This is a genomic window from Pantoea sp. WEP, from assembly GCF_041678305.1.
GTDB lineage: Bacteria > Pseudomonadota > Gammaproteobacteria > Enterobacterales > Enterobacteriaceae > Pantoea > Pantoea dispersa.
Window position 1 is genome coordinate 3,667,853 of sequence record NZ_JBGNXB010000001.1, and the last position, 25,220, is coordinate 3,693,072.

Below are 25,220 nucleotides of genomic sequence, written 5' to 3' on the forward strand. Positions count from 1 at the left end.
GAGATAAGCAATTTCACAACAATCAAAGCGGAAAAATTAACACTTACACACGGGGATTGAAAATCCCCGTGTCCGTGGTTCGATTCCGCGTCCGGGCACCACTATTCAGAAAACCCAGCCTTATGGCTGGGTTTTTGCTTTTCTGCGTCGGCAGAATCGCTCACCCTGCGGCCTGGCAGAAACCCTTAAAGCTGGAAAATCCGCCCGTCACCGGCTGGCAGTTCAACGGTTACGCTCAATTTTCCGCCTAACGCCTCAACGTACTTTTTCAGGCTGGAGAGTTTCAGTTCGTCACCGCGCGCCTCGATGGCTGCAATAGCAGGTTGCGAAACCCCCATCTTTTCAGCCAGCTGTACCTGTGAAAGCGCCAGTTCTTCCCGCAGCTGGCGCAGGCGAATCTCGAGGATTTTTTCCGCCGCCTTATTTCTGATGCGCGCCTGTGATTCAGGCGAACGCTGAGCAATCAGGTCTTCAAGTTTTGGCATGATTCATCTCCTCCAGATGCTGTTGATACTCGCGGTCAGCCAGTTTAATCATCGCCTGATAAAAACGCCGCTGATGCGTTCCGGTTTTGTTTCCCGCGCAGAGCACAATGGCCCGTCTGACCGGATCGAAGGCAAAAAACGCACGAATCGCCCGGCCATTACTCTGAACACGGAGTTCTTTCATATTGGAATAACGCGACCCGACGAGGGTATCAACATCAGGTCGCCCTAACGTGGGCCCGAACTCCCTGAGAACCGCCAGGCTGGCCAACACATCCTCAATCATCGCGTCATCCTGCGCCTGCAGCCATGTGGCAAAGCGCGCGGTGGTTTCTACCTTCCAGCTGTTCAAAATCACCTCATATAACCTGTAGTTTATAGCGCTCTGATATAAACCGGAAGTTATATTGAAAAGATGACCTGTATCATGCCGGATGCCAGCATCGCTGGAGACGTGTTCAGCTTGTGCGGAGTACCTGAAAAAACTGCAATCCCATGCAATATCGATTAGCTCCATTACGACCCTGACTGCTTCGGCCCCATTTGCGCGACGCGTCGCACACTTTTGCGATTGCGCCCAAACCTTTCCAGCGAATTGCGCCACCGGTCACGCCGCGTGGCGCGTGTCGATGTTAAAAAACTGTTAATCGTAGTGCCTGCCTGCCGTCTTGGCGTTTGTCCTTAACTCAGCGTCTGCTGCATCTCATCGTGCCGGACGCATTTGATACACCGAATCGTGTCGCCAGAGGGAGTAATCGTGAACCTTCGTCGCCTTAAATATTTCATCAAAATCGTCGACGCGGGCAGCCTGACGCAGGCTGCTGAAAGTTTGCATATTGCGCAACCGGCGCTAAGCCAGCAGCTTGCCACGCTGGAGGGAGAAGTGAATCAGCAGTTACTGATCCGCACCAAACGCGGCGTAACACCTACCGAAGCGGGGAAAATGCTTTACCATCATGCCTTCACTATTTTGCACCAGTGCGAACAGGCACAGCGCGCCATCGATCAGATCGCCGCAGCGACTGCAGAAGGCATGCGCAGCGGCTCCCAATAAAGCACGGATGCCGCCCCGCTGCCTCGCATTCCGGTTAAATTTCGTCAGCCAGTCAGCACTCAACCCACACCGCACCGGCATCCGCCGATTTGACACACTGTTCCACCCAGCGTACCCCCATCAGCCCGGCGTGCACGTCCGGATACCAGAAGTCCTGCAGGAAGGCGTGATCGCCGCGGTCGGTGGCGTCCATCGCCAGCGCAAAACGGCGATAGAGATTCGACCAGGCTTCAAATAATCCTTCGGGATGGCCGCCACCAATACGGTCATCGGCCAGCGCGCTGGCATGCAGATAGCCCATGCCGCGCTCAAGAATCTGCACCGGCTCGCCCTGCACTTCATAGCGCAGCTGGTTTGGCTGTTCGTCCCACCACTCCAGACTGGCTCGGGCCCCCACCACGCGAATTTTCTGGCCGTGCATCGATCCGCAGTTCACCGCTGACGCCCACAGCGTACCGACCGCGCCGTTGTCGTATTCCATCATCACAAAGGCGTTATCTTCCAGCGGCGCACGCGAGGCCACAAAGCTCTGGCGGCTGCACAGCAGACGTTTTATTTGCAACTGCGGCAACAGGGTTTCAGCGATAAACAGCGGATGGGTGGCCAGATCGCCCAGCACATAGCTCGGGCCAACAAAACGCGGATCGACGCGCCATTTGGTGCTGGCATTCTGTAATTCGACCGCTTCGTGATGAAAGCCGTGAGCAAACTGCATGTTCACAATGCGGATTTCACCCAGCAGCCCGTCAGCAATCATGGTGCGCGCCTGCTGAATCAGCTGATGCCCGGCATAACCGTAGGTCACGCCGATGATCTTCTGCTGCGCTTTACACAGTTGCTGCAGTTCCTCAGCTTCAGCGGAGGTGAAACACAGCGGTTTTTCACATACCACGTGCAGCCCGGCGCTGAGCGCAGCGCGGCAGATAGCAAAGTGCGTATTGTTCGGCGTGGCGATGGAGACGGCTTCAATACCATCAGCACGCGCGGCTTCCGCTTTAAACAGGGTTTCGTAGTCGCTATAGCAGCGCTCCGCCGCCACGCCCAGCGCGCGACCAAACGCTTGTCCGCGCTCCGCATCAATATCAAACGCACCCGCCACTAAGGTGAAGTTGCCGTCGCGTAAAGCAGCGGAACGGTGGATGTAACCGATCTGGCTGGTGCCGCCGCCGCCCACCATGCCCCAGCGCAGCGCGCGATCCAGTACTTTGCTCCCGTTAATCATGTTGTTCTCCTCAGAATCCGATGGAATGCAGGTAATGCAGGCTGGCCGTGACGTCCTGCAGACTGGTGGCGGCGTTGCGCGGATCGCGCTCCTGCTCAATGGTGATCCAGCCCTGATAGTGACGTTCAGCGAGAAACGCCCGCAGCGCCGGGTAATCAATCGCGCCCTGGCCAAGCGGGCACATCACACCCTCGGCACAGGCAGTGAAAAAGTCGACGCCGCGCGCAATCACATCGCGCCAGACGGCCGCATTGATGTCTTTGAAATGCAGATAGTCGATGCGCGACCAGTAGCGTTGCAGCCAGGTCTGCGGATCCATGCCGGAATAAAAAAGATGGCCGGTATCGAGACACAGTCCGGCGACCTCGTGCGGGATGTCCTGTACCAGCTGTTCCAGTTCATCAGCAAACTCAATACAGCCACCGGCATGAGGATGAACCACCGGTCGCACGCCGTAGTCGTGCCAGGCGATGTGACTGAGCTGAGTGATGTGCTGCATCATGCGCTGCCAGTCTGCGGGTGCCAGGCGCGGCGCTTTCTCTGTCTGGCCGGCAAATTGCGCCCGCTGCGGGTTGCCGAAATCGATAATCACCAGATAGGGCGCGGGTCGGTTATCACCGTGCGTGCGTGCCGCGCACGGCACCTGCGACAGGTTGCGGCAGATGTTGTGCGTCAGTTCAACCATCGCCGGGAAATTCGCCTCGCTGACCAAATCATCAAAAATGGTGCCGGCCACCAGTGACAGCTGATGCGCTTCCAGCTGCTGGCGCAGTTCGGCGGCATCGGTCGGCAGATAGCGCCACGGCCCGAGTTCAATGCTGCGGTAACCGGCCTGGGCCGCCTCGCGCAGCACCGTTTGCCATGGCGGCAGGAAAGGATTGTCAGGATCGTCTACGCCCCAGCTGCAGGGCGCATTGGCAATGTGTAGGGTCATGATGGTTCCTTATGATGAGGGCTGGCGTCAGTATCAAATAGATATTTCACCAACCTCAATCATGGAACTTTCATTCTTTGATAGCGATCATAAATTTAATTATCAAATTTTTGATAATTTTTTATCAAATACAATCGTCATGCGCGCTGGCGTGGCTGTCGCCCGGTGAGCAATCACAAAGGATGACGGCGCAACGCCTCAGACATTTTCCCGCATGACGATCTCAAACGGCAGGGTGACCTGAGAAAAATGGTCGCTGCGCTCAGCGTGACGTTGCAGCACGGTTTGTGCCAGCTGTCGTGCCATGTCAGCGATCTGATGGCGCAGCATCACCGTGATGGTGCCATCTATCAGCGCCAGGTCGCCGTCATTGACCGGGCCGTGACAAATCAGCGCCACCTTACGCTGCGGCTGCTCACGCAGCGCCTGAACGACCCCTTCAATGCCGCCGCACGGCGCGTAAATCAGCGCCAGATCGGCATGCTGCTCCAGCAGCTGGCGAGTCGCCTGATAACCACCGGCAATCGATTCGTGGGTTTTGAGCGGTTCCAGCACGCGCCGCGCACTGTCCTGCTCGCGCAGATACGAGCGAAAACCACTCTCGCAGTTCTCCTGACAGATAAAGCGGTGATCCCCCAGCAGCACGCCCGCCGGACCCGGCTGATGCAACAGATGGCTGGCGATCCAGCCCGCGCTGCGCCCGGCTTTCTGATTATCCAGGCCGAAATAGCCAGCATGCCCACAGGGCGAGAAGTCAGAAAACAGCGCGTAGACGCGCACGCCCTGACGCGAAACGTGCGCTATCGCGTGGCGGATCAGCGGATGATCCAGCGCCACCACGCCGATAGCCTCCACCTGCTCAGCCAGCCGGTAGAGCGAATCCACCACCGCTGCCACCTCATCAATCTCGTGCCAGACAAACAGCGGCTCGCTGCCGGCCGGATGAAATGGCTGCGTCTGCTGGCGCAGCGCATCGGTTAGCGTTTGATAAAAAGAGTACGAAGCCGACAGCAGGATAAACCCCATGTGCAGCGTCACGCCGTCGCTCTGCGCACTGAGCGGGGCGTGGCTACTGCGGTAACCCAGCCGATGCGCGGCTGCCAGTACTTTCTGTTCGGTTTGCGCCCGCACCGGCGCGCGGCGATTGAGCACCCGATCCACAGTGGCGATCCCCACCCCGGCAGCGGCGGCAATCGCGCTCATGGTAATTTTGCTCATCGTTAAGCCCTTTAATGATAATAAACTATCAAAAATAATGCCTGATGTTATGCTTTCACGCCATATAAGCCGGTCGTTATCCCTCAATTAATGAGTAAATCCTCTCATTCTTTTGATCGCTGTCGCACAAACACCATCATTCGTTTCATTTCTCACGCAAATAGAATAATTATTTGGCAAAAGATTGCCGCAGCGGGCCGCCGGCACTGATGGAAATGCATCAGCAAAGCATTAGAGCCGGTGCCGGGCTGTTTTTATAGTTGACGCGACACCAGCCGCCGATTGCGGTGGTGGGTAACGTAACGCGCAGGAGAACAACAATGAAAATCGCTTTTGATGTGGATGTTATCCGCGATCTCGGCATCACGCGTATGGTGCAACAGGTCGCGGAGTGGGGTTATAAATACATTGAACAGTCGCCGCATCCGCAGATCAATCCGTTCTATAAACACCCAAAAGCCAGCCGGGAGATCATGCGCGAGTACAAAAATGCGCTCAACGCTACCGGACTGGAAATCTCCTCGTTTATCACCGTCTATCGCTGGTCGGGACCGGATGAGCTGCGGCGCCAGGCGGCGGTGAAAAACTGGAAGCGAATGATTGAGATTGCCGTGGAGATGGGCGTGCAGGTGATCAATACCGAGCTCTCCGGTAACCCGAACGAGCCCGAAATCTGCGAAGAGATGTTCTATCGCTCAATGGACGAGCTGCTGCCGATTTTCGAGCGTGAAGGGATTCGCGTGGAAATTCAGGCGCATCCGTGGGATTTCTGTGAAGAGAGCAATGAAACGGCCGATATCGTCAAGTCGTTCCGCAGCGACAACGTCAAATACATCTACAGCGCACCGCATACGTTCTACTATGACAAGGGCAAAGGCGACGTGAAGAGTATGCTGCATTACGCTGGCGACGATCTGTCGCACATGCTGATTGCCGATACCATGAACCACACCAAACACTGTCGCTACATCGTTAACCCGCCGGGTGTCGATGCCACTATCCATCAGCACGTGGCCGTTGGCGAAGGTGAGGTGAATTTCGACGCGCTGTTCGAAGCGCTGCGCGAGATGGATTTCGCTAACCGCCACTATAAAGTGGGCGGCGAGTCGATTATCTCCGCCGCGCTGTTTGGCTATCCGGAGAAGATGAAGTTTCAGGCGGTGGAAACCCGCGAGCTGATTGAGCGCGAGCTGCTGAATCTGTAAGTTGCATGCACAATCAGCCCCCTCTCCCGCCTGCGGGAGAGGGTTGTGGTGAGGGTAAACGCCATCGCCCACTTCCCATCAAACCGTCACCCACTCCACCTCCACAAACTCGCCGCGCGTCAGCGACAGCTGCGCCGCTTCCGCGATGGCCTGCGCGCGCAGCCCATCAATCAGCCCCGGCAGACCAGCCACTTTCTCGCCGCCCAGATGGCGCACAAACGCATCGAGATGGCTGTAATAGGTCTCCTGTACCCGGCTGAACCAGTCCGCATACAGTCCCGGCTGGCGGATGTGCTGCCCCTGATAAAGGGTCGCACCGCGCACCGCCTGGCTTTCCGACGCCAGCATACCCAGACTGCCCATCACGCTGATGCGCTCGTCATAACCGTAAGCGGTACGACGGGCATTATCGAGCTGCGCCAGCGCGCCCTGCTGCAGGCGCATAATCAGCACCGAGGTATCGACGTCAATGTCGCGGATCGCCGGCATCGCCAGCGCGGCACCGAGCGCGCCCACGGTGACCACTTCATCCTCAGTTAGCCAGCGCAGCAGATCGAAAAAGTGGATGGCCTGGTCGCGCATCTGTCCGCCGGACGCCTGCAGATAGCTTAGCGGCGGCAGTTCAGAGGCGCGGCACACCATCTGGATGAGCTCGCTGCGTCCAATCACGCCCTGCTGCAGCTGGGCTTTCAGTTGTGCATGGCTGCGATCAAAACGCCGATTAAACCCTACCGTCACCGGCACCTGCAGCGGGGAGATGCTGGCTACTACTTCCCGGGCGCGTGACAGCGACAAATCGATCGGTTTTTCACAGTACACCGCTTTGCCCGCCAGCACCGCCTGCTCCAGTAGCGGAGCATGAGTCGGCGTCGCACTGGCAATCAGCACCGCATCAATGGCCTTACTGCTCAGCGCCTGCGGCACGCTGGCGGCCCGCGCCCCAAACTGCTCTGCCAGCGCAGCGGCGCGCGCGGCGTCGATATCGCACACCAGCGCCAGCTCAACGCCGGGATGGCGCGCCAGGTTTGCGGCATGCACCTGGCCAATAAATCCACAGCCAATCAAGGCAAAACGTTGCGCACTGCGCATGATAACGCTCCTGTTGCTCACACTTCGGCATCGTCGGTCTTGTCAAAATATCGCTTTCTGGCAGGCTGTCTGAACGCGGTTTTTGATGGAATTCACTCAGATGAAAACAATGACGCTGGCCGAACTGGCTAAGCGGGTGGGTGTGGGCGTCGCCACGGTAGATCGGGTGCTGAACGACCGGGGCGGCGTGTCGCCCGCGATGACGAAAAAGATTTTACTGGCGGCGCGCGAAGCGGGTTTGAAACGCATCCTGCCGGAGGAGCACCGCCACGCGTGGCAGATAGAGGTGCTGCTGAGCGGTAACGGTTCCTTCTTCTTTCAACAGCTGGCGCAGGATTTTGCCCGGCTGGCTGATGAGCTCGGCTATCGTCGCCTGCGGCTGCACCGCACGCTGATTCCGGAGCATGCGCCCGAAAAGCTGGCGGCGCATATCGAAGCCAGCAGCACAAAGATGGACGGGCTGATTGTTTTCGCCCATGAAAATCCGCTGATTTACGCGGCGCTTGAGGCCTGTAAAGCGCGTGGCGTACCGGTCATCACGCTGGTGGCCGATCTGCCTGATGCGCCGCGCCTGTGCCATGTCGGTATTGATCAGCTGAAGGCGGGACGCACCGCCGCGCTGATGCTCGGCAGCATGCTGCCCGTGGCGGGAGATGTGGTGCTGGTTAGCGGTCGCGCTGATTACGCCGCGCACCGTCTGCGCATCGAAGGGTTTCAGGCAGTGCTGGCGGAGCGTTTCCCGCATCTGCGGCTGCGGGAGATCATCGCAGGCCAGGACGAGCGCGAGCGCATCAGCCGGCTGCTGGAGAAAACGCTGGCCGCATCGCAGCAGATTGTCGGCTTGTACAATACCGGCATGGGCAACACGCAGATTCACGAAGCGCTGGCGCGCCACCGGCTGTGCGGCAAGGTGGTGTATGTGACGCACGAACTTTACCAAACCACCCGTGAGCTGCTGGCCAAACGCGTGCTGACGCTAACGCTCGACCAAAACACCCTGCGTCACGCACAACTGGCGCTAACGCTGCTGCTGCGACATCTGGAAGAGGGTGAGCAACCAGAGACCTATCAGCCCGGTAAAGTCGACTTTATGCTGTTTACGCAAGAGAATTTTGCCTGATTCGACTTTGTCTTTTATCGCCAGCGCGGTTAAATCGGCGTGATAGCGTGCTGCTACACTCAGTAGCAGCAAAAATCTTCTCACAACAAGGCGAACGCATTATGTCGGAAAATCAGTATCAGCCCGCGAAAGTCTGGACCTGGGACCCGGAAGCCAAAGGTAACGGGGCGAAGACTAACCGTCCAACCGCCGGGCCGACGCATGAGCAAACGCTGCCGGTCGGTAAGCATCCGCTGCAGCTCTATTCGCTGGGGACGCCAAACGGCCAGAAAGTGACCATTCTGCTGGAAGAGCTGCTGGCGCTCGGCGTGCAGGAAGCGGAGTATGACGCCTGGCTGATCCGCATCGGCGACGGCGATCAGTTCTCCAGCGGCTTCGTTGAGGTTAACCCCAACTCAAAAATTCCGGCGCTGCGCGACCACTCGATCACGCCGCCACTGCGCGTGTTTGAATCCGGCAATATCCTGCTCTATCTGGCAGATAAATTCGGCCACTTTATTCCCTCTGACGTGGCGGGCCGCACGGAAACCCTGAACTGGCTGTTCTGGCTGCAGGGATCCGCGCCCTACCTTGGCGGCGGTTTCGGCCACTTCTATCACTACGCGCCAGAAAAAATTGAATACGCCATTAACCGCTTCACGCTGGAAGCCAAACGTCAGCTTGATGTGCTGGATCGCCAGCTGGCGGACCACCGTTTCCTCGCCGGCGACGAATATACCATTGCCGATATCGCAACCTGGCCGTGGTACGGCAATCTGGTGCTGAATAACCAGTACGGCGGCGGCGAATTCCTCGATGTGCAGTCGTACAAAAATGTGGTGCGCTGGGCAAAAGAGATTGCCGACCGTCCGGCGGTGATCCGCGGACGTAAAGTAAACCGGGCATTTGGCGCCGAGCCGCAGGATCAGCTGCTGGAACGGCACGATGCGAGCGATTTTGATACCAATACTGAAGACAAGCGTCAGGCGCGAGGCGAACAATAATGACCGCATATGTCGTTATGATTAAAGACGAAACGCTGGATAAAGATGAGCTGGCCACCTATTCGCAGAAAGCCGGCGCGGCGCGTGGCGATCACCACATCACGCCACTGGCGTTTTACGGCGATCTGGAGGTACTGGAAGGGCGCGATGCTGAAGGCGTGGTGGTGCTGCAGTTTGAAGATGCCGAGGCCGCCAAAGCCTGGTACTTCAGCCCGGCCTACCAGGAAGCCAAAGCGCATCGCCTGAAAGGCGCCAACTACCGCGTAATGCTGGTGAACGGCGTGGCGTAATGGATGACGTAACCCGTGGCTAAGTACGGGTTATCTGCGGCGCGATCCCTCGCGCCGCGATTAAATCCAGCGCGGTTAATCCAGCGTAATCCGCACCACGCTATCCGGCCCTTGCGGCGAGCGATCTTTATTGAGTCCCTGCTTCACCGTCACGTATAGCGTCTGGCCATCTGGCGACACCAGCAGGCTGTTAGGGTGGGTCGGCAGCGCCCAGCTATTTTTCACTGCGTAGGTCGTCGCGTCCAGCTGCAGCACTTTGCCGCCGAGTCGCTGGCTGATGTAAATCTCGTTGCGCTTCGCATTGAATTTGATGCCAAGCGAATCGCCGACATCCAGGCGTTTGATCACCTTACCGCTGCGCTCATCGAACACCAGCGTGGTTTTGCCCTTAGAATTGTCAGTGACGTACAGGCGGCCATTGGCGGCATCTTCGGCCAGATTTAACAGCAGATACTCTTTGCCATCGCCTGGCGTCCAGCGCTGCTCAATTTTGTGGCTGCGTGGATTGATCACCAGCACTTCGCCACTGCCGTTCGCCGCGTAAATACGGTCGGTTGACGCCGAATAGAGCAACCCGGTCACCCACTTGCCGGCGTTTTTGATGGTGGTTTTCAGCCGCAGCGTATTCGCATCGACCACCCAAATCATCGCCGGATTCTCGATCGCACCGATGTACAGCAGGCCGTCATGCAGCAGGATTTCACGCGCGCCAACCGGATTGCCTTTGTCGTTTTTCAGGCCAAACAGCAGACGCTGCAGCACTTTACCGCTTCTGGCGTCCACTTTTGTCACGCCACCGTCCAGCGTGTTGGTAATGTACAGCACGCTGCCGTCCGGTGAAGCCGTCATGCCAAAGTTTTTCAGATCGGTGTGGGTTTCGCCCAGCGTCGCCAGCGTGCGGGCATCCAGGCGATACAGCACGCCACCGTTGACGGTTTTAAACGCCTGCGCGCTGGCCACATACAGCGCAGCCGGATCGCCCGGCACATAGGCCATTTCATACAGGCCGTCGCCCAGTTCACGCTGCTGTACCTTCTCCGCTGCCGCTGGCTTAGCCGCGGCGGCAGGCGCTACTGATTTTTTAGCCGGCGCCTGACAGGCGCTCAGGCTCATGGCTGCCAGCAGCGCCAGAGCCAGCGCGGTGGCGCGCGGGCGTAATGATGAAGTCATTGCTGTCTCCGGTAAGGACCGATGGGTTACCTGCGCGAGCAGGAAGCATAAAAAGGAATGAGAATCATACGCATTATTGTATCAGTCGTAAATGTGCCTGATCGGCGACAGCAGGCGCAGGGCTGCGCTGCGTCAATGCCCTCCCCTCAAATTGCCACTTGTAGTATGCTTGACGGCATTCCTGCCTCAGATGTTGACTTAAAAAATGATGGTTCCTGACTATTTAATCAGTGTGTTGCTAACGGCCCATAACAGTGAAAAATTTTTGCCTGACACGCTGGCGAGTTTAGAAAAGGCCTGTCATGGTGTTGAGCAGTATATTGAATTTATTCTTATCAATGACGCATCCGTCGACAACACAGCAGCGTTACTCGATGATTTTTCCCGGCGGCATCCGCAGGCGAAAGTATTTAATATTGATTACCGCAACATTGGCCGGGTGCGTAATTTTGGCGTTCAGCAGTGCAGCGGTGAATATATTACGATGCTGGATGGCGACGATCAGTTGCTGGCCGACGCCCTCGCCGATATTGTCCGCTACCTGAAAAGCCATCGTCCGGACGCACTGTTCACGGCGCTTAATGAGGTATATGAATCCCGGCCTGAGCACATCACGTGGCAGGGCCTGCAGGCGGAAACACTGTCACGGCATCAGGCCATTGAAAAATTCCTGATCCATCGCGATTTGCAGGCACACTTTATCGGTCAGTTTATTAAGCGCACCATGTTGCTGGCACATCCCTTCCCGGATTATACCTGCTACGAGGACGCCTGGCTTTTCCCGGAAATCCTGGTCAGCAGTGATGCAATCGCTTATAGCCGCCAGAGCCCTTATCTCTATTTTAAACGCGGCAACAGCTTATCCAGCCAGCTGGATAAACACAAAATTTCACTCTTAGTGAGCGCAACGCAGCATATGGATGAGGTGTTGCAGGAGCGCTATCGCAATCTGCTATCCTGCCACTGGATTAATATTGCACATAAACATCGGCAAGCCCTGGATAATCCTGACGACAGAAAGCAGGTTATTGAGGCGATCACTAAAATCAGGCCGCTGTCTTTTCTTTTCGATAGTAAAATCAGAACCAGCTTTAAAAAGAAATATCTGGCTCTGAAGTTAAACAAACCGCTGTAACTACCGGGCGCTATGGCAGCGCCGGTTTATCAGGACGATGCTTTCTCAGGCGGATGAATCATGGCATAGCTGATGATAATCGCCATCACCAGGATTAGCACCGAACCACTCTGAATTAACACCGTGTCGGTCAGCCCAAAGATGATAATTGACAGCGGCAGCAGCGTTAATCCGGCGACGCCGCGGCGTGCGGCTACTATCAGTAGCACCAGGTAAAAAATCAGCAGGGAAAGTGCGCCAGCGATCCCCTGCAGCGAAAGCGTTTCAAGGAGATCATCGTGCAGGTGATACATGACGTTTTTATACGCTTCGGGATTGTGGCGCTCATGCTGCGTGATGTATTCCCGCGCTTTTGCCGTGCGCTGATCCGGACTTTGCCCCAGCAGCGACCACGAAACGCTGTGCCAGCCGCCTTTCCAGATAGAGAAACGGGCACCAATCGAGGTGTTGTTGTTGGTTTGATAAGTATCGACTTCATTGTGGATGCTGTCTAAGCGCTGCCAGACGCTGCCCGGCATAAATAAAGCGCCCACGATAATAAACAGCGCTAACACCACCAGCGAAATTTTACCCGCCCAGCGATGGGTAAAATAAAACCAGGCCAGATAAATCAGTGGCAGGGTTAATACGCCGGCGCGTGACTCGGTCAGAATCATCAGCATCATATTCACGACAAAAACCGCACTGAATAAGATCATTTGTCCGCCGCGATGGGTGATGACCTGGTGGCCGGTATACAAAGTACAGAGCGCCAGCGCGGTAATCAGATAAGAGACGGTACCGGCGGAGTCGGTCAGCAATCTGATGCGGGTCAGCGTTTTTGCGTGTTCACTGATAGCGAAACCTAACGTCACCAGCAGCCCGACAAACAAGATGGCGCTGCAGGTTATCAGGAGTGGACGGCTAAGATAGTGGCGCCAGGCGACGATAAAATAGCTGAGAAAAGCCGCGATAATAAACAGCTTACCGCCCTGGAAGTAGTTATTCACCACATCACTGAATTCAGCGTGGGAAAACATCTTTGCCCAGATGAGCCTGACCAGCCCAATGAACAGCAGCGGAAGCGCTACCGTTATGGCCGTTTTATCTGTTAGCCACTGTTTTTTCACCGCCAGAATTACTAAATACAGAGCCACCAGATAACTGGAAAAATAGAATATTTTGCGCGGTAAGGCTTCAACCACCAGTGACGACGCCAGCGCGATACTCAGCAGCATAAAACAGAGCTGGTAAATATTTTTTCCCGTCATCAGCTGGCGAAAAGCGTGAGCTTGCACTTAACAATACCTCATCTTGATATGTTTCAGGCGCCACAGCATGGCCTGCCACCATCTTTTTTGACGAAAAAGCGACTTATACATTCTTTTTGCCTGCTGCGCATTGGCTGGCTGGTCAAACGCCATGGTGGACAGCGGTGAATCCTGATAAATATCGCGATAATGGTGAACCACAAACTGTTGATTCCATACCTGCCAGGGCTTATCCGCACCGGCATAATGAATCAGGCAGGTTTCCGCCGGCACGTCGAGCGTATAACCACGATCGTCATGGGCCAGCATGGTCAGGGTATTGAAGCGAGGAGAAATAAAGGTCACTTTATCTTCCAGTAAAATATTCAACGCATCCTGGTCGAGATACTGGAAGTTTCGCCCGTGTTCGGACAGTAAAGTAAACGCGCGTTCGCTAATATTGTCAGCGCGCCATTGCGCTACATCAATCAGCATCATGCCGGCGTTAAAATAGCGCTCGCCGCGCAAGCCGGCATTCTTCGCCAGCACCGGCTGCAGCGAGGCAATTTCACCGACCACCAGCGCAACCGCCCCGGGGCCGGTCGGGATCTGCCACAGTTCATTGAGCGGATTAATGCACACCATATCGGCATCAAGATAGAGCAGTTTTTCCGCCTGCGGCAAAATCAGCGGTGCCAGAAAGCGATAGTAGGTCGCACGGGTAAAAAGTTCGGTGACCGGCAGCGTGGCAAATAGTTGATCCGGCAGATGATGCAGCGTCACGCCGTGGCGCGATCCCTGAAACAGCCTGGCGAGTCGGGGGTTATCGGCCGGTGTCAGTTCTGACGAGATCAGATGGAAATGATACACGCGGTCTCCGGCGTGTTTCATGATCGACAGAATCGTGATTAGCGCATGCGCTTTAAACTTTCCGTCAACGCCAAAAACAATATGTTGATCGCTCTGTACCGGAAAAAGTGGTTCGGCGTTTATTTCCTGAAGAACATCATGATTCATTGCGCGCTTCTCTGCTGCGGAGCGCTACACTCCGTAACCACTTAATATGTAGACAATAAAATTGGATTTAGCATAAAACGGTAAAAGATTACCACTTTGGTAAACCCAAAGAAAGCGTAGCACGGTAAGCCAGGAGTTTTCGCAGACGAGACAAAAGCAGCCTCTCCCATCCTGTTATTTACGATGGGAGAAGCACGCTGGAGAATAAAGCTACAGCGACGCGCCGCCGCAAATTACCAGCTCCTGTCCGGTAATGGCAGCGGCAGCCGGCGACAGCACAAAACCAGCCAGCATGGCCACCTCTTCGGGATGGATATAGCGTCCGATAGGCGGCAGTTGCGGCGGCGAGCTGGCGCGGTCCGGCTGCAGCAGCATCGGCGTGGCGGTGGCACCGGGGGCGATCACATTGACCGTAATGCCCTGCGGAGCCAGTTCGGCGGCCCAGCTGCGCGCCATGCCCACCATCGCCGCCTTGGTGCTGACATACTGGCTGCGATTCGCCGCGCCGCGTGACGTGCGGCTGCCGAGCAGCAGGATACGATCGCCGTGGCCCATCTGCGGCAGCAAGGTGTTGGCCATGATTTGCGCCACCTGCACGTGCAGATACCACAGCCCCGCCCCCTGCTCTTCCTCCAGCTCACCCAGCGGCGCGGCCAGCATCATGCCTGCCGCGTGCACAAGTGCATCCACTTTCGCCAGCCCGGCCAAAGCCCGTTTCAGCTGACCGGCGTCAAACAGGTCGACGCTGACGGAGGTAAACGCCGGATGATCTTTCTCTACCGGCGTACGGCTAAAACCGGTGACCTGCCAGCCCTGCGTCAGCAGCTCATCGGCAATCGCCGCACCAATGCCGGAACTGACACCGGTGACCAGCGCATGGCGGCTCATGCTTTGTCCCTCACCCAGCTCTCCTCCACGCGCACGTACTTGATGGCCTGGCGAAAATAGGTGTAGGCAATGTGCAGTGCGCCGTCCGCGCTCTGCTTAATGCTGGGATAGGAGAACTCGCGGTTCAGTTTCTGCTGTGAATTGTTGGTCATGCAGTAGCCGTCCCCCTCATCCAGATTACGCTGCCACGGCCAGCTCACTCCGCCATCGGCAGAAATAGCCAGCGTCATCGGTGCGCGCGGAGCCCCCCAGAAGGCGGTGCGTGCGCCCTGAACCACCGGCTGCGCCGCCACGGCCACCGCGGCGTCATCTTCGTCTTCGATTTCGTCGTACAGTGACAGGCGACGCTCGCTGGCATCACGTGCGCTCATGGCGTTAAACACCAGCGCCAGATGGCCGTTGTGCAGCGTGGTCACCTGAATCGATGAGTTATTATTTGGCAGATCGGTCGCCTGCGGCGCGCTCCAGCTTTCACCGCCGTCGTCCGAACGACTCTGGTAGATATAATCAGCCCAGCGGCTGCGATACAGCGCCAGCAGGCTGCCATCCTGCAGCAGCGTAATGTTCATGTGCACGCAGCCGAGGCTGTCCGGCACCGTCACATCGCGCCAGCTCTGGCCTTTGTCACTGGAGATTTTTACCGCACTGATGTCATCGTTGCCCACCCATTTCACTCCCGGCTGGGTGCGACAATAGAACACTGGCAGCAGCCAGTTGCCGTTCGGCAGCACCACCAGCGGCTGGCGGATAAACGTGCCCGGCTGATCGAGCAGCGTATCGATGGCACTCCAGCTGTGACCCAAATCGTGTGACTGGCGATAGCGCACAATCGCCGTGTCCTGATTACCGGACTTCTGCGCGGTCCACAGCAGCCACAGCACGCCCTCGGGATCGAGGAACAGCACCGGATTCTGTTCCGATCGTGCCGGATCGTCGGATAACTGCAAGGGATCGCTCCACTGCTCGCTGCCCTGCGCCAGCCGCGAGCACCACACCGAAATATCCGCGATGCCTTCCTGCGTGCCGCCAAACCACACGCACAGCAGGTCGCCGTTCGGTAACGGCAGCAGATTAGCGGCGTGGTTCTGCGGACAGACCGAAGGCAGCATCGCCGTGAGCTGCTGCGCGTCCTGCGCGTGCGGATGAAGCTTACCGTTGCGTTCGACGGTAATGGTTGAGTCGGTCATGTCAGGCTCCACTGTTTTGCATTGATGAATCAGGTGCATTTTTGCGCTGCGGCTGGCGTGACGGGATCAGACGGTCAATCAGCATGATCACCGCCGGTGTGACCAGCGCGACGTACATATTGTTGATGCCGAACGGATCGCCCAGCAGATACCACAGCGAGGTCATGACGCAGGCACCAATCAGGCCGGCGTTCGCGCCGCGTGTACTTTTATAAAACGGCAGGTAGAAAGCGATGATCGCCACCACCGAAATCGACAAACGGATGGCGCGGGTAAAGAACGACAGCTTCAGCACTTCCGGTACAAACAGCACGAAGATCAGCGGCAGGAAACCGATCAGCAGTGACAGCCAGCGCGTCATGCGAAATTCGCGTTCCGGCGTCGGATTACGGTACGGCACATAAAAGTCCTTTACCACCAGCGAAGCGATGGCCAGCGCCACGGTGCTGACGCTGACAAAAATCGATGCCACCAGCGAGGTGGTGACAATCCCTGCCAGCCACGGGCTCATGTCCTGCAGGAACACCGGCAGCGCGTACAGGCTGTTAATCTCCGGATGCAGATACTTTGCCGCCACGCCAATCAGCGCAATGGCGATGGCAATCGGCATACAGAAGAAGAAGGCGACCCAGGTGGCGCGCTTCGCAGACGCCGCACTTTTGGTCGAGGCAATGGCCTGAATCACAAACTGGGTGCAGAAGATCGACCCGATGGTGCCAATCATCCAGGCAAAAATGGTGCTGGCGCCCACGTTACCGTCCCAGGTCCAGTAAAAGTGCGGCATCTCTTTGATCATCGGGCTGACGCCGCCGGTCATGTGCAGCGCCACGCCGAGAATGACCAGAATACCGATATATTTCAGGCCGCTGTGCAGCAGCGTCACCCAGGCGATGCCTTTCATGCCGCCGAACATAAAATAGAAGGTACTGACCAGCGCGGTGATCACCGCCGCCGTGGTGAGATCAAGGTTCAGTACCGTAGAGATCGCCGCCGCACCGCTGACATAGTTACCGACGTTCACCAGCAGCAGCGCGTAGATCATGATGATGGAAATAATATTTTTGGTGGAGTTGCCATAGCGCTCGGCAATCGCGCCGGAAATGGTAATTTTGCCGGTGTTGTAGATGCGTTTGACCAGCAGAATACCAAACAGCGGAAAGCCGATGGCGGCACCGATCACCGACCAGGACGCGGCAAAGCCATCCTCAAAAGCCGCCTGCGCCGTACCGATGGTTGACTTGGCGCCAATGTATTCAGACATCAGCATCACGCCGACCACAAACGCTGGCATCACGTTTGAACCCGCCATAAAGTCGCCGCTGTTTTTACTGCGCAACCGCCAGGTCAGCCAGGTAGTGAACAGGATGTAGGCAATGACAATCCCGACAATAATCACCATCCCTTCTGCAGAGAATTGTTTCATATTCGCCTCATTGATAACGTAGGGTCTTGGTGCGTGCCGGGCTTCACACGCACCGTTAATGAGGCGGCCATGATTATTGTTGTTGCGTCGCTGCGCTGGCTACCCCGCACCGTGCAAAATGATTTACTTCACTCAAAAATGAATAAATTTACGCACAGGCAGGGCAATTTATAGATTAACTGGCGCTTAATTAGTTTGATCATGCTCACAAACAGTCAAATGTGATTAATAATAATCAAACCTGGCTGTGTGAGATAGCGAGGCAGACTGCGTACCTGGTCACGGCCACCGCGCCGGGCAGCCGCTAACGTCAGGCGAGACTGTCGTTTTCCAGTTTCTGCCGTTTGCGCAGATGAGGGAACAGCGCCATCCACAGCGCCACGACCACCAGGGTGCCGACACCGCCAATCGCCGCTGCGGGCACCGCACCGAACCATGCGGCCAACAGGCCGGATTCGAACTCCCCCAGCTGGTTAGAGGTATTAATGAAGATGGCGTTGACCGCATTGACGCGCCCGCGCATCTCATCCGGCGTGTCCAGCTGTACCAGCGCGCCGCGAATCACCATGCTCACCATATCGAAGCCGCCGAGTGCCGCCAGCGCCAGCAGCGAGAGCCACAGCTGCGTCGACAGCGCAAATACCAGCGTAGCCAGACCAAAACCGGCGACCGAGCCAAACATGATCATGCCCACGTGCTTTTCCAGCTTGTGACGGCTGAGCCACACCCCAACCAGCAGCGCCCCGACCGAGGGGGCACCGCGCAGCATGCCCAGCCCCCACGGACCGGTATGCAGAATATCCTGGGCGAAGATCGGCAGCAGCGCCGTGGCGCCGCCCAGCAGCACGGCAAACAGATCGAGCGAGATCACCCCAAGCACATCTTTGCGCTCGCGGATGAAGCGGACACCGGCAAACATGGTGCTGAGGCTGGCCGGAATACGTGCCTGCGGCGGTCGTTCGTAGCGCAATCGGCTGACCAGCACAATCGACAACAGATAGAACAGCGCCGAAACACCGTACACCACCTCCGGCCCGGCCACATACAGTAAGCCGCCCAGCGTCGGACCGACAATCACCGCCGCCTGACCGCCCACCGAGCTGGCCGCCATGGCGCGCGCGAGAATGGGCGGCGGTACCAACGCTGGCAGCATTGAGGTGATTGCCGGCCACTCCAGCGCTTTGGCCAGCGAAATCAGGAATACCAGTCCCCAGATTTCAATCCGGCCCGCCCAGTGCAGCAGCGTCAGCGCCACCAGCCCGAGCAGCGCCAGCCACTCAATCAGCTGCCCCAGCAGCACGATGCGGCGACGGTCATACTGATCCGCAAGGTGGCCCGCCGGCAGCGCCAGCAATACTGAAGGTAAAAATTGCATCAGACCGATCATGCCCAGCGCCATAGCACTGTGGGTAAGCGCATAGATTTGCCAGCTGACGGCCACGGAGAACATCTGAAAACCAAACGATGAACAGGTACGCGCCAGCCAGAAGGCGACGAACGACCTGTGTCGCAGCAGCGAATCTTCCGCTGCGGTGACCGGTGAACCCATAGTTTTATCCCATCCTGAAGCAGAACCGGCCGGCGTCATGGCACCTGCCTGGTGAAAAGCCACCATCGGCTTTCCTTATGTTTTTCACGTCATAGAGTGCGATAACTGACCGGGGCAGGCAATGGCTGGATGTGCGCTGTAAAAACAGGTGCTTATCCGGATTGACAGTTAAACATGGCGTTCTGAATATTAGCAGACTGATTGTTTTACTTTGAAAATAGCCGAATCATTCCAGATAATTCAGTAAAGCGTTAATTAATGCCTGGCCAATCCTTTTTATCTCTTTATCAGAAACAGCTAAAAAAGGTGATCTTTGCCGGCGAATCGATCTATATTGCCCCCTGTGATAATCACAGCAGTCTTCCCGTCCTTATAATAATTAAGACGCTATCGTTCATTAATTTATTCATAGAGATAAATGGAAAACAATTCATACCATCCTTATGTCACTGAGCGTGTCTGTCGCTTCGACGGCACACCTGTCGGCGCATGTTATTCAGCGTCCTTAATGCATTGCGTGCCGGAGCGTGATGCATTACTTCATGAAGGCGAGATAATTACCCAACATTATCAGTCAGCGGATGCTGCGGGATTAATAATTATTCCACTGGCGGGAAATAGTGTGATGTCCTTTTTGCATGACGTTGATAATTATTCCAGCCTGCAACATGAGAATGTAAGGCTGGCGATCAACTATGCCACTTTACGTCAGGCAGGATCCGCCTTACGCGCTGTGGCGTCTCGTTTTTCCTTCTGGCTTTACGATCTCGCGCCGCCGGGAACCGAGTGGAAAAATATTACCGATTTTCCCTTCAGCGGTATTGTTCTGAGCGATGACTTCTTCCGCGAAAATTATCTCAAGTTCAGCTTTCCTTTTCTGCTCGCTTCGCTGCGGGAAACACAAGCAGAGGTAATATTACGTACGCCCCAGCTCCAATTACCGGCCGAAGATTACCTGCATTTACAGCTAAGCGGCTGGCAAACGCAGCGGAGCTGTCATCCGCTCTTCCCGGGGTAAACGTTTACACAAAATTCTGCGCGTCGGCGTTATCACCCGATTACGCCGGACAGGATGGCGCAATATCCTCATAAAATGTCGTGTCACTGCCTGATAAAAAGAGCAAAGCGCTAAAAAAATCAAACCTGTTAACGTTTTTAAGATAAAATTTAACGCAAAGGGATCATCCTGCTTAACGGAAAAGCACTGACAGAACATCTTAAGTCACTTCGTACTCTATGTCGGGATACAGCCTAATCGGTTGTTTCCTTTGATTTTATGGCAAAGAAAGAGGTCAATATTATGGGGAAAGCTTCCTCATCTTTTGGCGTAATTCGCTTCCTGACGGTGCTGTTTGCACTGCTGACGGGCGCATTTATGCTGATTGGCGGCGTTTGGTTAGCCGCCATTGGAGGTTCCTGGTACTACGTTATTGGCGGTGTGATTATGCTGATCACCGCTGTTCTGCTGTGGCGCCGTAGCGGTTCCGCACTGCTGCTGTATGCCCTGTTGCTGCTGGCAACGCTTGTATGGGGCGTATGGGAAGTCGGCTTCGACTTCTGGGCGCTGGCCCCACGTACCGACGTGCTGGTGATCTTCGGTATCTGGCTGATTCTGCCGTTTGTGTATCGCGGCCTGAATCATGCAGGTAAAGGTGCGCTGGGTGCGATGGCCGTTGCGCTGGTAGCCAGCTTACTGGTGCTGGCGTGGGCAGTATTCCACGATCCGCAGGAGCTGAATGGCAATCTGCCGGAAGCCGCTAACGTTCCGCAGGCCCAGCCGCTGAGTAACATCAACGATGCTGACTGGCCAGCCTACGCGCGTGACCAGCAGGGCACTCGCTTCTCGCCGCTGAAGCAGATCAACACCAGCAACGTGAAAGAGTTGCAGGTTGCCTGGCAGTTCCAGACCGGCGATCTTAAAACCGCCAACGATCCGGGTGAAATCACTGACGAAGTGACGCCGATTAAAATCCGCGACACGCTGTACCTTTGCTCACCACACCAGATTCTGTTTGCGCTGGATGCGACGACCGGTAAGCAGAAGTGGAAATTCGATCCGGGCCTGAAGCCGAATCCTACCTTCCAGCACGTGACCTGCCGCGGTGTTTCATACCATGAAGTGCCTGCCGCTGCCGATGCCGCCAACAGCCAGCCTGCGCTGTGCTCACGCCGCATCTACCTGCCAGTGAACGACGGTCGTCTGTTCGCGCTGGATGCCGATACCGGTGCCCGTTGCCCATCCTTTGGCAACAACGGTGAGCTGGATCTGCAGCACAAGCAGCCGGTACAGACGCCAGGCCAGTATGAGCCTACGTCACCGCCAGTCATCACTGACACCACCATCGTCATTGCTGGTGCGGTCACCGATAACTACTCTACCCGTGAGCCGTCTGGTGCCATCCGTGGCTTCGACGTCAACACCGGTAAACTGCTGTGGGTGTTCGACCCGGGCGCGAAAGATCCTAACGCGATTCCGGCTGATGAACACACCTTCACCATGAACTCGCCGAACTCGTGGGCGCCGGCGGTATACGATCCAAAACTGGATACCGTTTACCTGCCAATGGGCGTTTCCACCCCGGATATCTGGGGCGGTAACCGCACACCAGAGCAGGAGCGCTACGCGAGCAGCGTTCTGGCGCTGAACGCCACCACCGGTAAGCTGGTGTGGTCGTATCAGACCGTGCACCACGATCTGTGGGATATGGACCTGCCGTCACAACCGACGCTGGCCGATATCACGGACAAAGACGGCAACACCGTACCGGTGATTTATGCCCCGGCGAAAACCGGTAACATCTTTGTGCTGGATCGTCGTACCGGTAAGCCGGTCGTGCCTGCGCCGGAAACTCCGGTACCGCAGGGCGCGGCGAAAGGTGACCACGTGGCACCGACCCAGCCGTACTCCGAACTGACCTTCCGTCCGAAGCAGAACCTGACGGACAAGGACATGTGGGGCGCGACGATGTATGACCAGCTGGTGTGCCGCGTGATCTTCAAGCGTCTGCGCTACGAAGGTCCGTTCACGCCGCCGTCTGAGCAGGGTACGCTGGTGTTCCCGGGCAACCTTGGTATGTTCGAGTGGGGCGGCATCGCGGTTGATCCCCATCGTCAGATCGCGATTGCTAACCCAATGGCGCTGCCGTTTGTGTCTAAGCTGATTCCGCGCGGTCCGGGCAACCCGATTGAACCACCGCAGGGCGCAGAAGGCGGTTCCGGTACCGAAACCGGCATTCAGCCGCAGTACGGTGTGCCGTTTGGCGTCGAGCTGAACCCGTTCCTGTCGCCGTTTGGTCTGCCGTGTAAACAGCCGGCCTGGGGTTACGTTTCAGCGATCGACCTGAAGACCAACGAAACCGTGTGGAAGAAACGTATCGGTACCGTTCGCGATAGCGCACCGGTTCCGCTGCCGTTCAAAATGGGTATGCCAATGCTGGGTGGCCCAATCACCACCGCCGGTAACGTGTTCTTCATCGGCGCGACCGCAGATAACTACCTGCGTGCGTTCGATACCAACACCGGTGAGATGCTGTGGCAGGCGCGTCTGCCAGCGGGTGGCCAGGCTACGCCGATGACCTATGAAGTGAATGGCAAGCAGTACGTTGTCATCGCGGCCGGTGGTCACGGTTCGTTTGGTACCAAGCTGGGCGATTACGTGATTGCCTATGCGCTGCCAGATGCGAAGTAATTTTTCGCACTGAAGTAAAAAAGCGGGCAATGCCCGCTTTTTTTTCACGCCGGTCGGCATTACGGTCGATCTGGCGATCAGGGTTTACGCAGCACCCGCGCATTCAATAGCGCGCACAGCGCCATAATCACGCAGGTGGCGAGAAACACCGGGCGCATACCAAACGCGCCGCCGATAAAGCCACCGAACAGCGGGCCGCTCACCTGGCCGACATACTGGGCTGAGGTCGCATAGCCCAGCATTTTCCCGACCTGCCGCTGCGGCACATTATGACGAATCAACGCCGTTACGCAGGGCATCAGGCCGCCCAGCGCCATCCCCATCAGGAAACGCAGCACCACCAGCTGCCACGCCGCGCTAATAAATGCCTGCGGAATCAGCAGCAGCGCGCAGACCAGCAGGCCATAAATCAGCACGCGCGCATGTCCGATGCGATCGGCCAGCCGGCCAAGGCGCGGCGCGGAGAGAATGCTGCCCAGCGCGGCGGCCGCCATCACCAGCCCGGCCATTACCGTCACCGCGTGATCGCCGTGAACAAACTGCGCGATATATAGCGTGATAATCGGCTCAATCGACATATTGGCAAAAATCAGCAGCATGCCCGACAGCCACATCAGCCGCACCACTGGCCGGTTGATCGACGCCTCCGGCTCATCACCCTCCCCGGCTGCGGCTTTCTTCGCCGCACGTGGCGCTTCTTTCAGCAGAAAAGTGGTGGCGAGAAACGCGAGAAAAATCACCGCACCGGTGAGCCAGAAAGTGTGGCGGATACCGATCAGCGGCGGCAGCACGCCGCCCAGCAGCGGGCCGACCACGTTACCGGCCATGATGCCGGAGGACAGCACGCCCAGCGCCCAGCCGGTCTGCGCTTTCGGCGTTTGCGCCGCCACCAGAATGGTGGAACCCGACGCATAGCCGCCGAGCAGGCCGGCCAGCAGGCGCAGCGCCACCAGTTGCCACGGCGCGGTGGCCATACCAATCAGCGACATGGCGACGGCCATTCCGAGGCTGGCGCGGATCAGCATCAGCTTGCGGCCATAGCGATCCGCCAGTTTGCCCCACAGCGGTGCCGTCAGCGCCGCGCTAAGAAAGGTGGCACCGTAGGCGGCGCCTGACCAGCGCGCAATCGCTGCCGGTTCCTGCACGCCCAGCTGCTGCACGTAGAGGGGCAGAAAGGGCAGCAGCAGGGTCATGGCGACGATAGTACTGAACGAGCCCAGCACGCAAACCCACAAATTGCGCCGCCAGTGTTGCTGCTCAGGCGCTAACGCGATAGAAGAATGCGACATAGTGATATCCCTGTTTTTGGCTTTTTTAGCAGGCTATCAGCGGTAGCACACAGAAAACAGGGAGAAGCGGATATTTGCCAGCCAGCGCGCTATTGTTGTCAGAAAACAACAATCACGGCGCACCCAGCGCAGTGATCAGCGCGTCGCAGAGCAAGGTGATCGGTGACGAGGGCTGCGGCTGCTCTTTCAGCAGCAGGTAACTGTGCAGGCGATCCATCTGCCATTCCGGCAGCACCTGCTGAATCTCGCCGCGCGCCAGCGCCTCCTGCGTCATATAGGCCGGCAGATACGCCACGCCGGTTCCGGCCAGGGCCGCATTGAGCAGCGCCATGCTGTTATTCGCGCGAAAGCGGCTGTGCACATCCAGCGCCAGGCGCTGCTTATCACGGCGAAACGGCAACGCCGCCGTGTGTGCCGGGCCGTGAAACAGCAGCAGATCGTGGCGCATCAGACGTTCAGGATGATCGATGGCCGGATGCGCGGCCAGATACGCTGGCGACGCATACAGTCCCCAGTCAATGCTGCTCAGCTCGCGGTAGTTCGCCACCTCCGGCGCACGTGCGCGGATCACAATCGCCACGTCCGCACTGGGCTGCGGATCGTCGCTGGTGGTCAGTTCGAGATCGACGTTGATGTGAATATGACGGCGGATAAAGGTGTTCAGCGTCGGCACCACGCACTGACAGCCGAAGGTGATCGGCGCCTGCAGCCGCACGTTGCCGGCAGGCTGCTGATGCACCTGCTGCACAAACGCGTCGGCGCGATGCATCTCTTCCAGCATGCGGGTGCAGAACGGATAGTAAGCCTGGCCCAGCTCGGTCAGCGCCACTTTGCGCGTGGTGCGCTGCAGCAGTTTGATACCCAGCCGCACCTCCAGCCGGGCGATTTCGCGGCTGACGTGCGATTTTGATACCCCCAGCGTACGGGCCGCTTCGCTGAAGCTTTGCCGCTCAACGACGCGTGCAAACAGCATCATGGCGGTGAGATTATCGCTGTTGTCCATGTTCTCTGGCTGATTCGAAAGAGTGAGAACCGCAGCTTAAAA

Annotated in this window: 23 protein-coding genes and 1 pseudogene; 9 read left to right on the forward strand and 15 right to left on the reverse strand. The window is 57.1% G+C overall.

Features of this window, described 5'->3' with window-relative positions:
• Positions 1-185: 185 nt before the first annotated feature.
• The gene (locus ABVR31_RS17200; protein ID WP_010615565.1) at positions 186-485 is read right to left on the reverse strand and encodes a helix-turn-helix domain-containing protein; all 300 of its coding nucleotides are present in this window, start codon (positions 483-485) and stop codon (positions 186-188) included.
• On the reverse strand, positions 472-837 hold the full coding sequence (locus ABVR31_RS17205) for a type II toxin-antitoxin system RelE/ParE family toxin (protein WP_372774082.1): 366 nt from the start codon (positions 835-837) through the stop codon (positions 472-474). The genes ABVR31_RS17200 and ABVR31_RS17205 overlap by 14 nt, the downstream gene beginning before the upstream one ends.
• A 405-nt stretch (positions 838-1,242) precedes the next feature.
• On the opposite strand from ABVR31_RS17205, the pseudogene ABVR31_RS17210 reads away from it, so the two are divergent.
• Positions 1,243-1,497 (forward strand): annotated as a pseudogene (locus ABVR31_RS17210) (LysR family transcriptional regulator); the annotation flags it as partial.
• A gap of 94 nt (positions 1,498-1,591) precedes the next feature.
• On the opposite strand, the gene ABVR31_RS17215 reads toward ABVR31_RS17210, so the two are convergent.
• The gene (locus ABVR31_RS17215) at positions 1,592-2,761 is read right to left on the reverse strand and encodes a Gfo/Idh/MocA family protein (RefSeq protein ID WP_058774901.1); all 1,170 of its coding nucleotides are present in this window, start codon (positions 2,759-2,761) and stop codon (positions 1,592-1,594) included.
• Between the two features lie 10 nt (positions 2,762-2,771).
• A complete protein-coding gene (locus ABVR31_RS17220) occupies positions 2,772-3,695 on the reverse strand; it encodes a TIM barrel protein (protein ID WP_059011837.1) in 924 nt (307 codons plus the stop codon).
• On the opposite strand from ABVR31_RS17220, the gene ABVR31_RS17225 reads away from it, so the two are divergent.
• A complete protein-coding gene (locus ABVR31_RS17225; RefSeq protein WP_372773643.1) occupies positions 3,694-3,864 on the forward strand; it encodes a hypothetical protein in 171 nt (56 codons plus the stop codon). The genes ABVR31_RS17220 and ABVR31_RS17225 overlap by 2 nt on opposite strands.
• A gap of 29 nt (positions 3,865-3,893) precedes the next feature.
• On the opposite strand, the gene ABVR31_RS17230 is transcribed toward ABVR31_RS17225, so the two are convergent.
• Positions 3,894-4,913, reverse strand: coding sequence for a LacI family DNA-binding transcriptional regulator (locus ABVR31_RS17230; RefSeq protein ID WP_372773645.1), 1,020 nt, complete (start codon positions 4,911-4,913; stop codon positions 3,894-3,896).
• A gap of 320 nt (positions 4,914-5,233) precedes the next feature.
• Here ABVR31_RS17230 and ABVR31_RS17235 point away from each other — a divergent pair, with 320 nt between their 5' ends.
• On the forward strand, positions 5,234-6,118 hold the full coding sequence (locus ABVR31_RS17235) for a sugar phosphate isomerase/epimerase family protein (protein ID WP_372773647.1): 885 nt from the start codon (positions 5,234-5,236) through the stop codon (positions 6,116-6,118).
• Positions 6,119-6,196: 78 nt separating this feature from the next.
• Here ABVR31_RS17235 and ABVR31_RS17240 read toward each other — a convergent pair whose 3' ends face one another.
• Complete coding sequence (locus ABVR31_RS17240; protein WP_141496182.1) at positions 6,197-7,207, reverse strand: Gfo/Idh/MocA family oxidoreductase; 1,011 nt, start codon at positions 7,205-7,207, stop codon at positions 6,197-6,199.
• A gap of 100 nt (positions 7,208-7,307) precedes the next feature.
• Here ABVR31_RS17240 and ABVR31_RS17245 point away from each other — a divergent pair, with 100 nt between their 5' ends.
• The 3 genes from ABVR31_RS17245 to ABVR31_RS17255 all read left to right on the forward strand — a co-directional run bounded on the left by ABVR31_RS17245 (position 7,308) and on the right by ABVR31_RS17255 (position 9,600).
• Positions 7,308-8,327 (forward strand): LacI family DNA-binding transcriptional regulator, encoded by a 1,020-nt coding sequence (locus ABVR31_RS17245; protein WP_059011843.1) that lies wholly within the window; start codon positions 7,308-7,310, stop codon positions 8,325-8,327.
• A 101-nt stretch (positions 8,328-8,428) separates the two neighbouring features.
• The gene (gene yghU / locus ABVR31_RS17250) at positions 8,429-9,310 is read left to right on the forward strand and encodes a glutathione-dependent disulfide-bond oxidoreductase (protein ID WP_021507780.1); all 882 of its coding nucleotides are present in this window, start codon (positions 8,429-8,431) and stop codon (positions 9,308-9,310) included.
• Positions 9,310-9,600, forward strand: coding sequence for a DUF1330 domain-containing protein (locus tag ABVR31_RS17255; protein ID WP_372773650.1), 291 nt, complete (start codon positions 9,310-9,312; stop codon positions 9,598-9,600). The genes yghU and ABVR31_RS17255 overlap by 1 nt, the downstream gene beginning before the upstream one ends.
• A 75-nt stretch (positions 9,601-9,675) precedes the next feature.
• Here ABVR31_RS17255 and ABVR31_RS17260 read toward each other — a convergent pair whose 3' ends face one another.
• Positions 9,676-10,770, reverse strand: a complete 1,095-nt coding sequence (locus tag ABVR31_RS17260; protein WP_125311530.1) for a YncE family protein — start codon at positions 10,768-10,770, stop codon at positions 9,676-9,678.
• A gap of 205 nt (positions 10,771-10,975) precedes the next feature.
• Here ABVR31_RS17260 and ABVR31_RS17265 point away from each other — a divergent pair, with 205 nt between their 5' ends.
• Entirely contained in the window at positions 10,976-11,905 is a 930-nt protein-coding gene (locus ABVR31_RS17265) for a glycosyltransferase family 2 protein (RefSeq protein ID WP_058774904.1), read from the forward strand.
• A gap of 29 nt (positions 11,906-11,934) precedes the next feature.
• Here the strand turns inward: ABVR31_RS17265 and ABVR31_RS17270 are convergent, their stop codons facing one another.
• From ABVR31_RS17270 to ABVR31_RS17295, 6 genes are all read right to left on the reverse strand, one after another.
• Positions 11,935-13,182 (reverse strand): O-antigen ligase, encoded by a 1,248-nt coding sequence (locus tag ABVR31_RS17270; RefSeq protein ID WP_223815699.1) that lies wholly within the window; start codon positions 13,180-13,182, stop codon positions 11,935-11,937.
• On the reverse strand, positions 13,183-14,151 hold the full coding sequence (locus tag ABVR31_RS17275) for a glycosyltransferase family 8 protein (protein WP_372773653.1): 969 nt from the start codon (positions 14,149-14,151) through the stop codon (positions 13,183-13,185).
• Between the two features lie 210 nt (positions 14,152-14,361).
• The gene (locus tag ABVR31_RS17280) at positions 14,362-15,039 is read right to left on the reverse strand and encodes an SDR family oxidoreductase (RefSeq protein WP_059011851.1); all 678 of its coding nucleotides are present in this window, start codon (positions 15,037-15,039) and stop codon (positions 14,362-14,364) included.
• Positions 15,036-16,226, reverse strand: coding sequence for an exo-alpha-sialidase (locus ABVR31_RS17285; protein ID WP_059011852.1), 1,191 nt, complete (start codon positions 16,224-16,226; stop codon positions 15,036-15,038). Before ABVR31_RS17285 ends, ABVR31_RS17280 begins: the two co-directional genes overlap by 4 nt.
• 1 nt (position 16,227) lies before the next feature.
• Positions 16,228-17,649 carry a sodium:solute symporter family protein gene (locus ABVR31_RS17290; RefSeq protein WP_058759283.1) on the reverse strand — a complete coding sequence of 474 codons (1,422 nt, stop codon included), beginning with the start codon at positions 17,647-17,649 and terminating at the stop codon, positions 16,228-16,230.
• A gap of 310 nt (positions 17,650-17,959) precedes the next feature.
• Positions 17,960-19,198: an MFS transporter gene (locus tag ABVR31_RS17295; RefSeq protein WP_031279748.1), complete on the reverse strand. Its 1,239-nt coding sequence runs from the start codon at positions 19,196-19,198 to the stop codon at positions 17,960-17,962.
• A gap of 418 nt (positions 19,199-19,616) precedes the next feature.
• Here ABVR31_RS17295 and ABVR31_RS17300 point away from each other — a divergent pair, with 418 nt between their 5' ends.
• Together ABVR31_RS17300 and ABVR31_RS17305 are read left to right on the forward strand one after the other, a co-directional pair.
• Complete coding sequence (locus tag ABVR31_RS17300) at positions 19,617-20,216, forward strand: hypothetical protein (protein WP_150059166.1); 600 nt, start codon at positions 19,617-19,619, stop codon at positions 20,214-20,216.
• 282 nt (positions 20,217-20,498) lie between these two features.
• The gene (locus ABVR31_RS17305) at positions 20,499-22,886 is read left to right on the forward strand and encodes a glucose/quinate/shikimate family membrane-bound PQQ-dependent dehydrogenase (RefSeq protein WP_372773656.1); all 2,388 of its coding nucleotides are present in this window, start codon (positions 20,499-20,501) and stop codon (positions 22,884-22,886) included.
• A 77-nt stretch (positions 22,887-22,963) separates the two neighbouring features.
• Here ABVR31_RS17305 and ABVR31_RS17310 read toward each other — a convergent pair whose 3' ends face one another.
• Together ABVR31_RS17310 and ABVR31_RS17315 are read right to left on the reverse strand one after the other, a co-directional pair.
• A complete protein-coding gene (locus ABVR31_RS17310; protein ID WP_059011917.1) occupies positions 22,964-24,175 on the reverse strand; it encodes an MFS transporter in 1,212 nt (403 codons plus the stop codon).
• A gap of 112 nt (positions 24,176-24,287) precedes the next feature.
• Positions 24,288-25,178 carry a LysR family transcriptional regulator gene (locus ABVR31_RS17315; protein WP_058759280.1) on the reverse strand — a complete coding sequence of 297 codons (891 nt, stop codon included), beginning with the start codon at positions 25,176-25,178 and terminating at the stop codon, positions 24,288-24,290.
• Between the last annotated feature and the right edge of the window lie 42 nt (positions 25,179-25,220).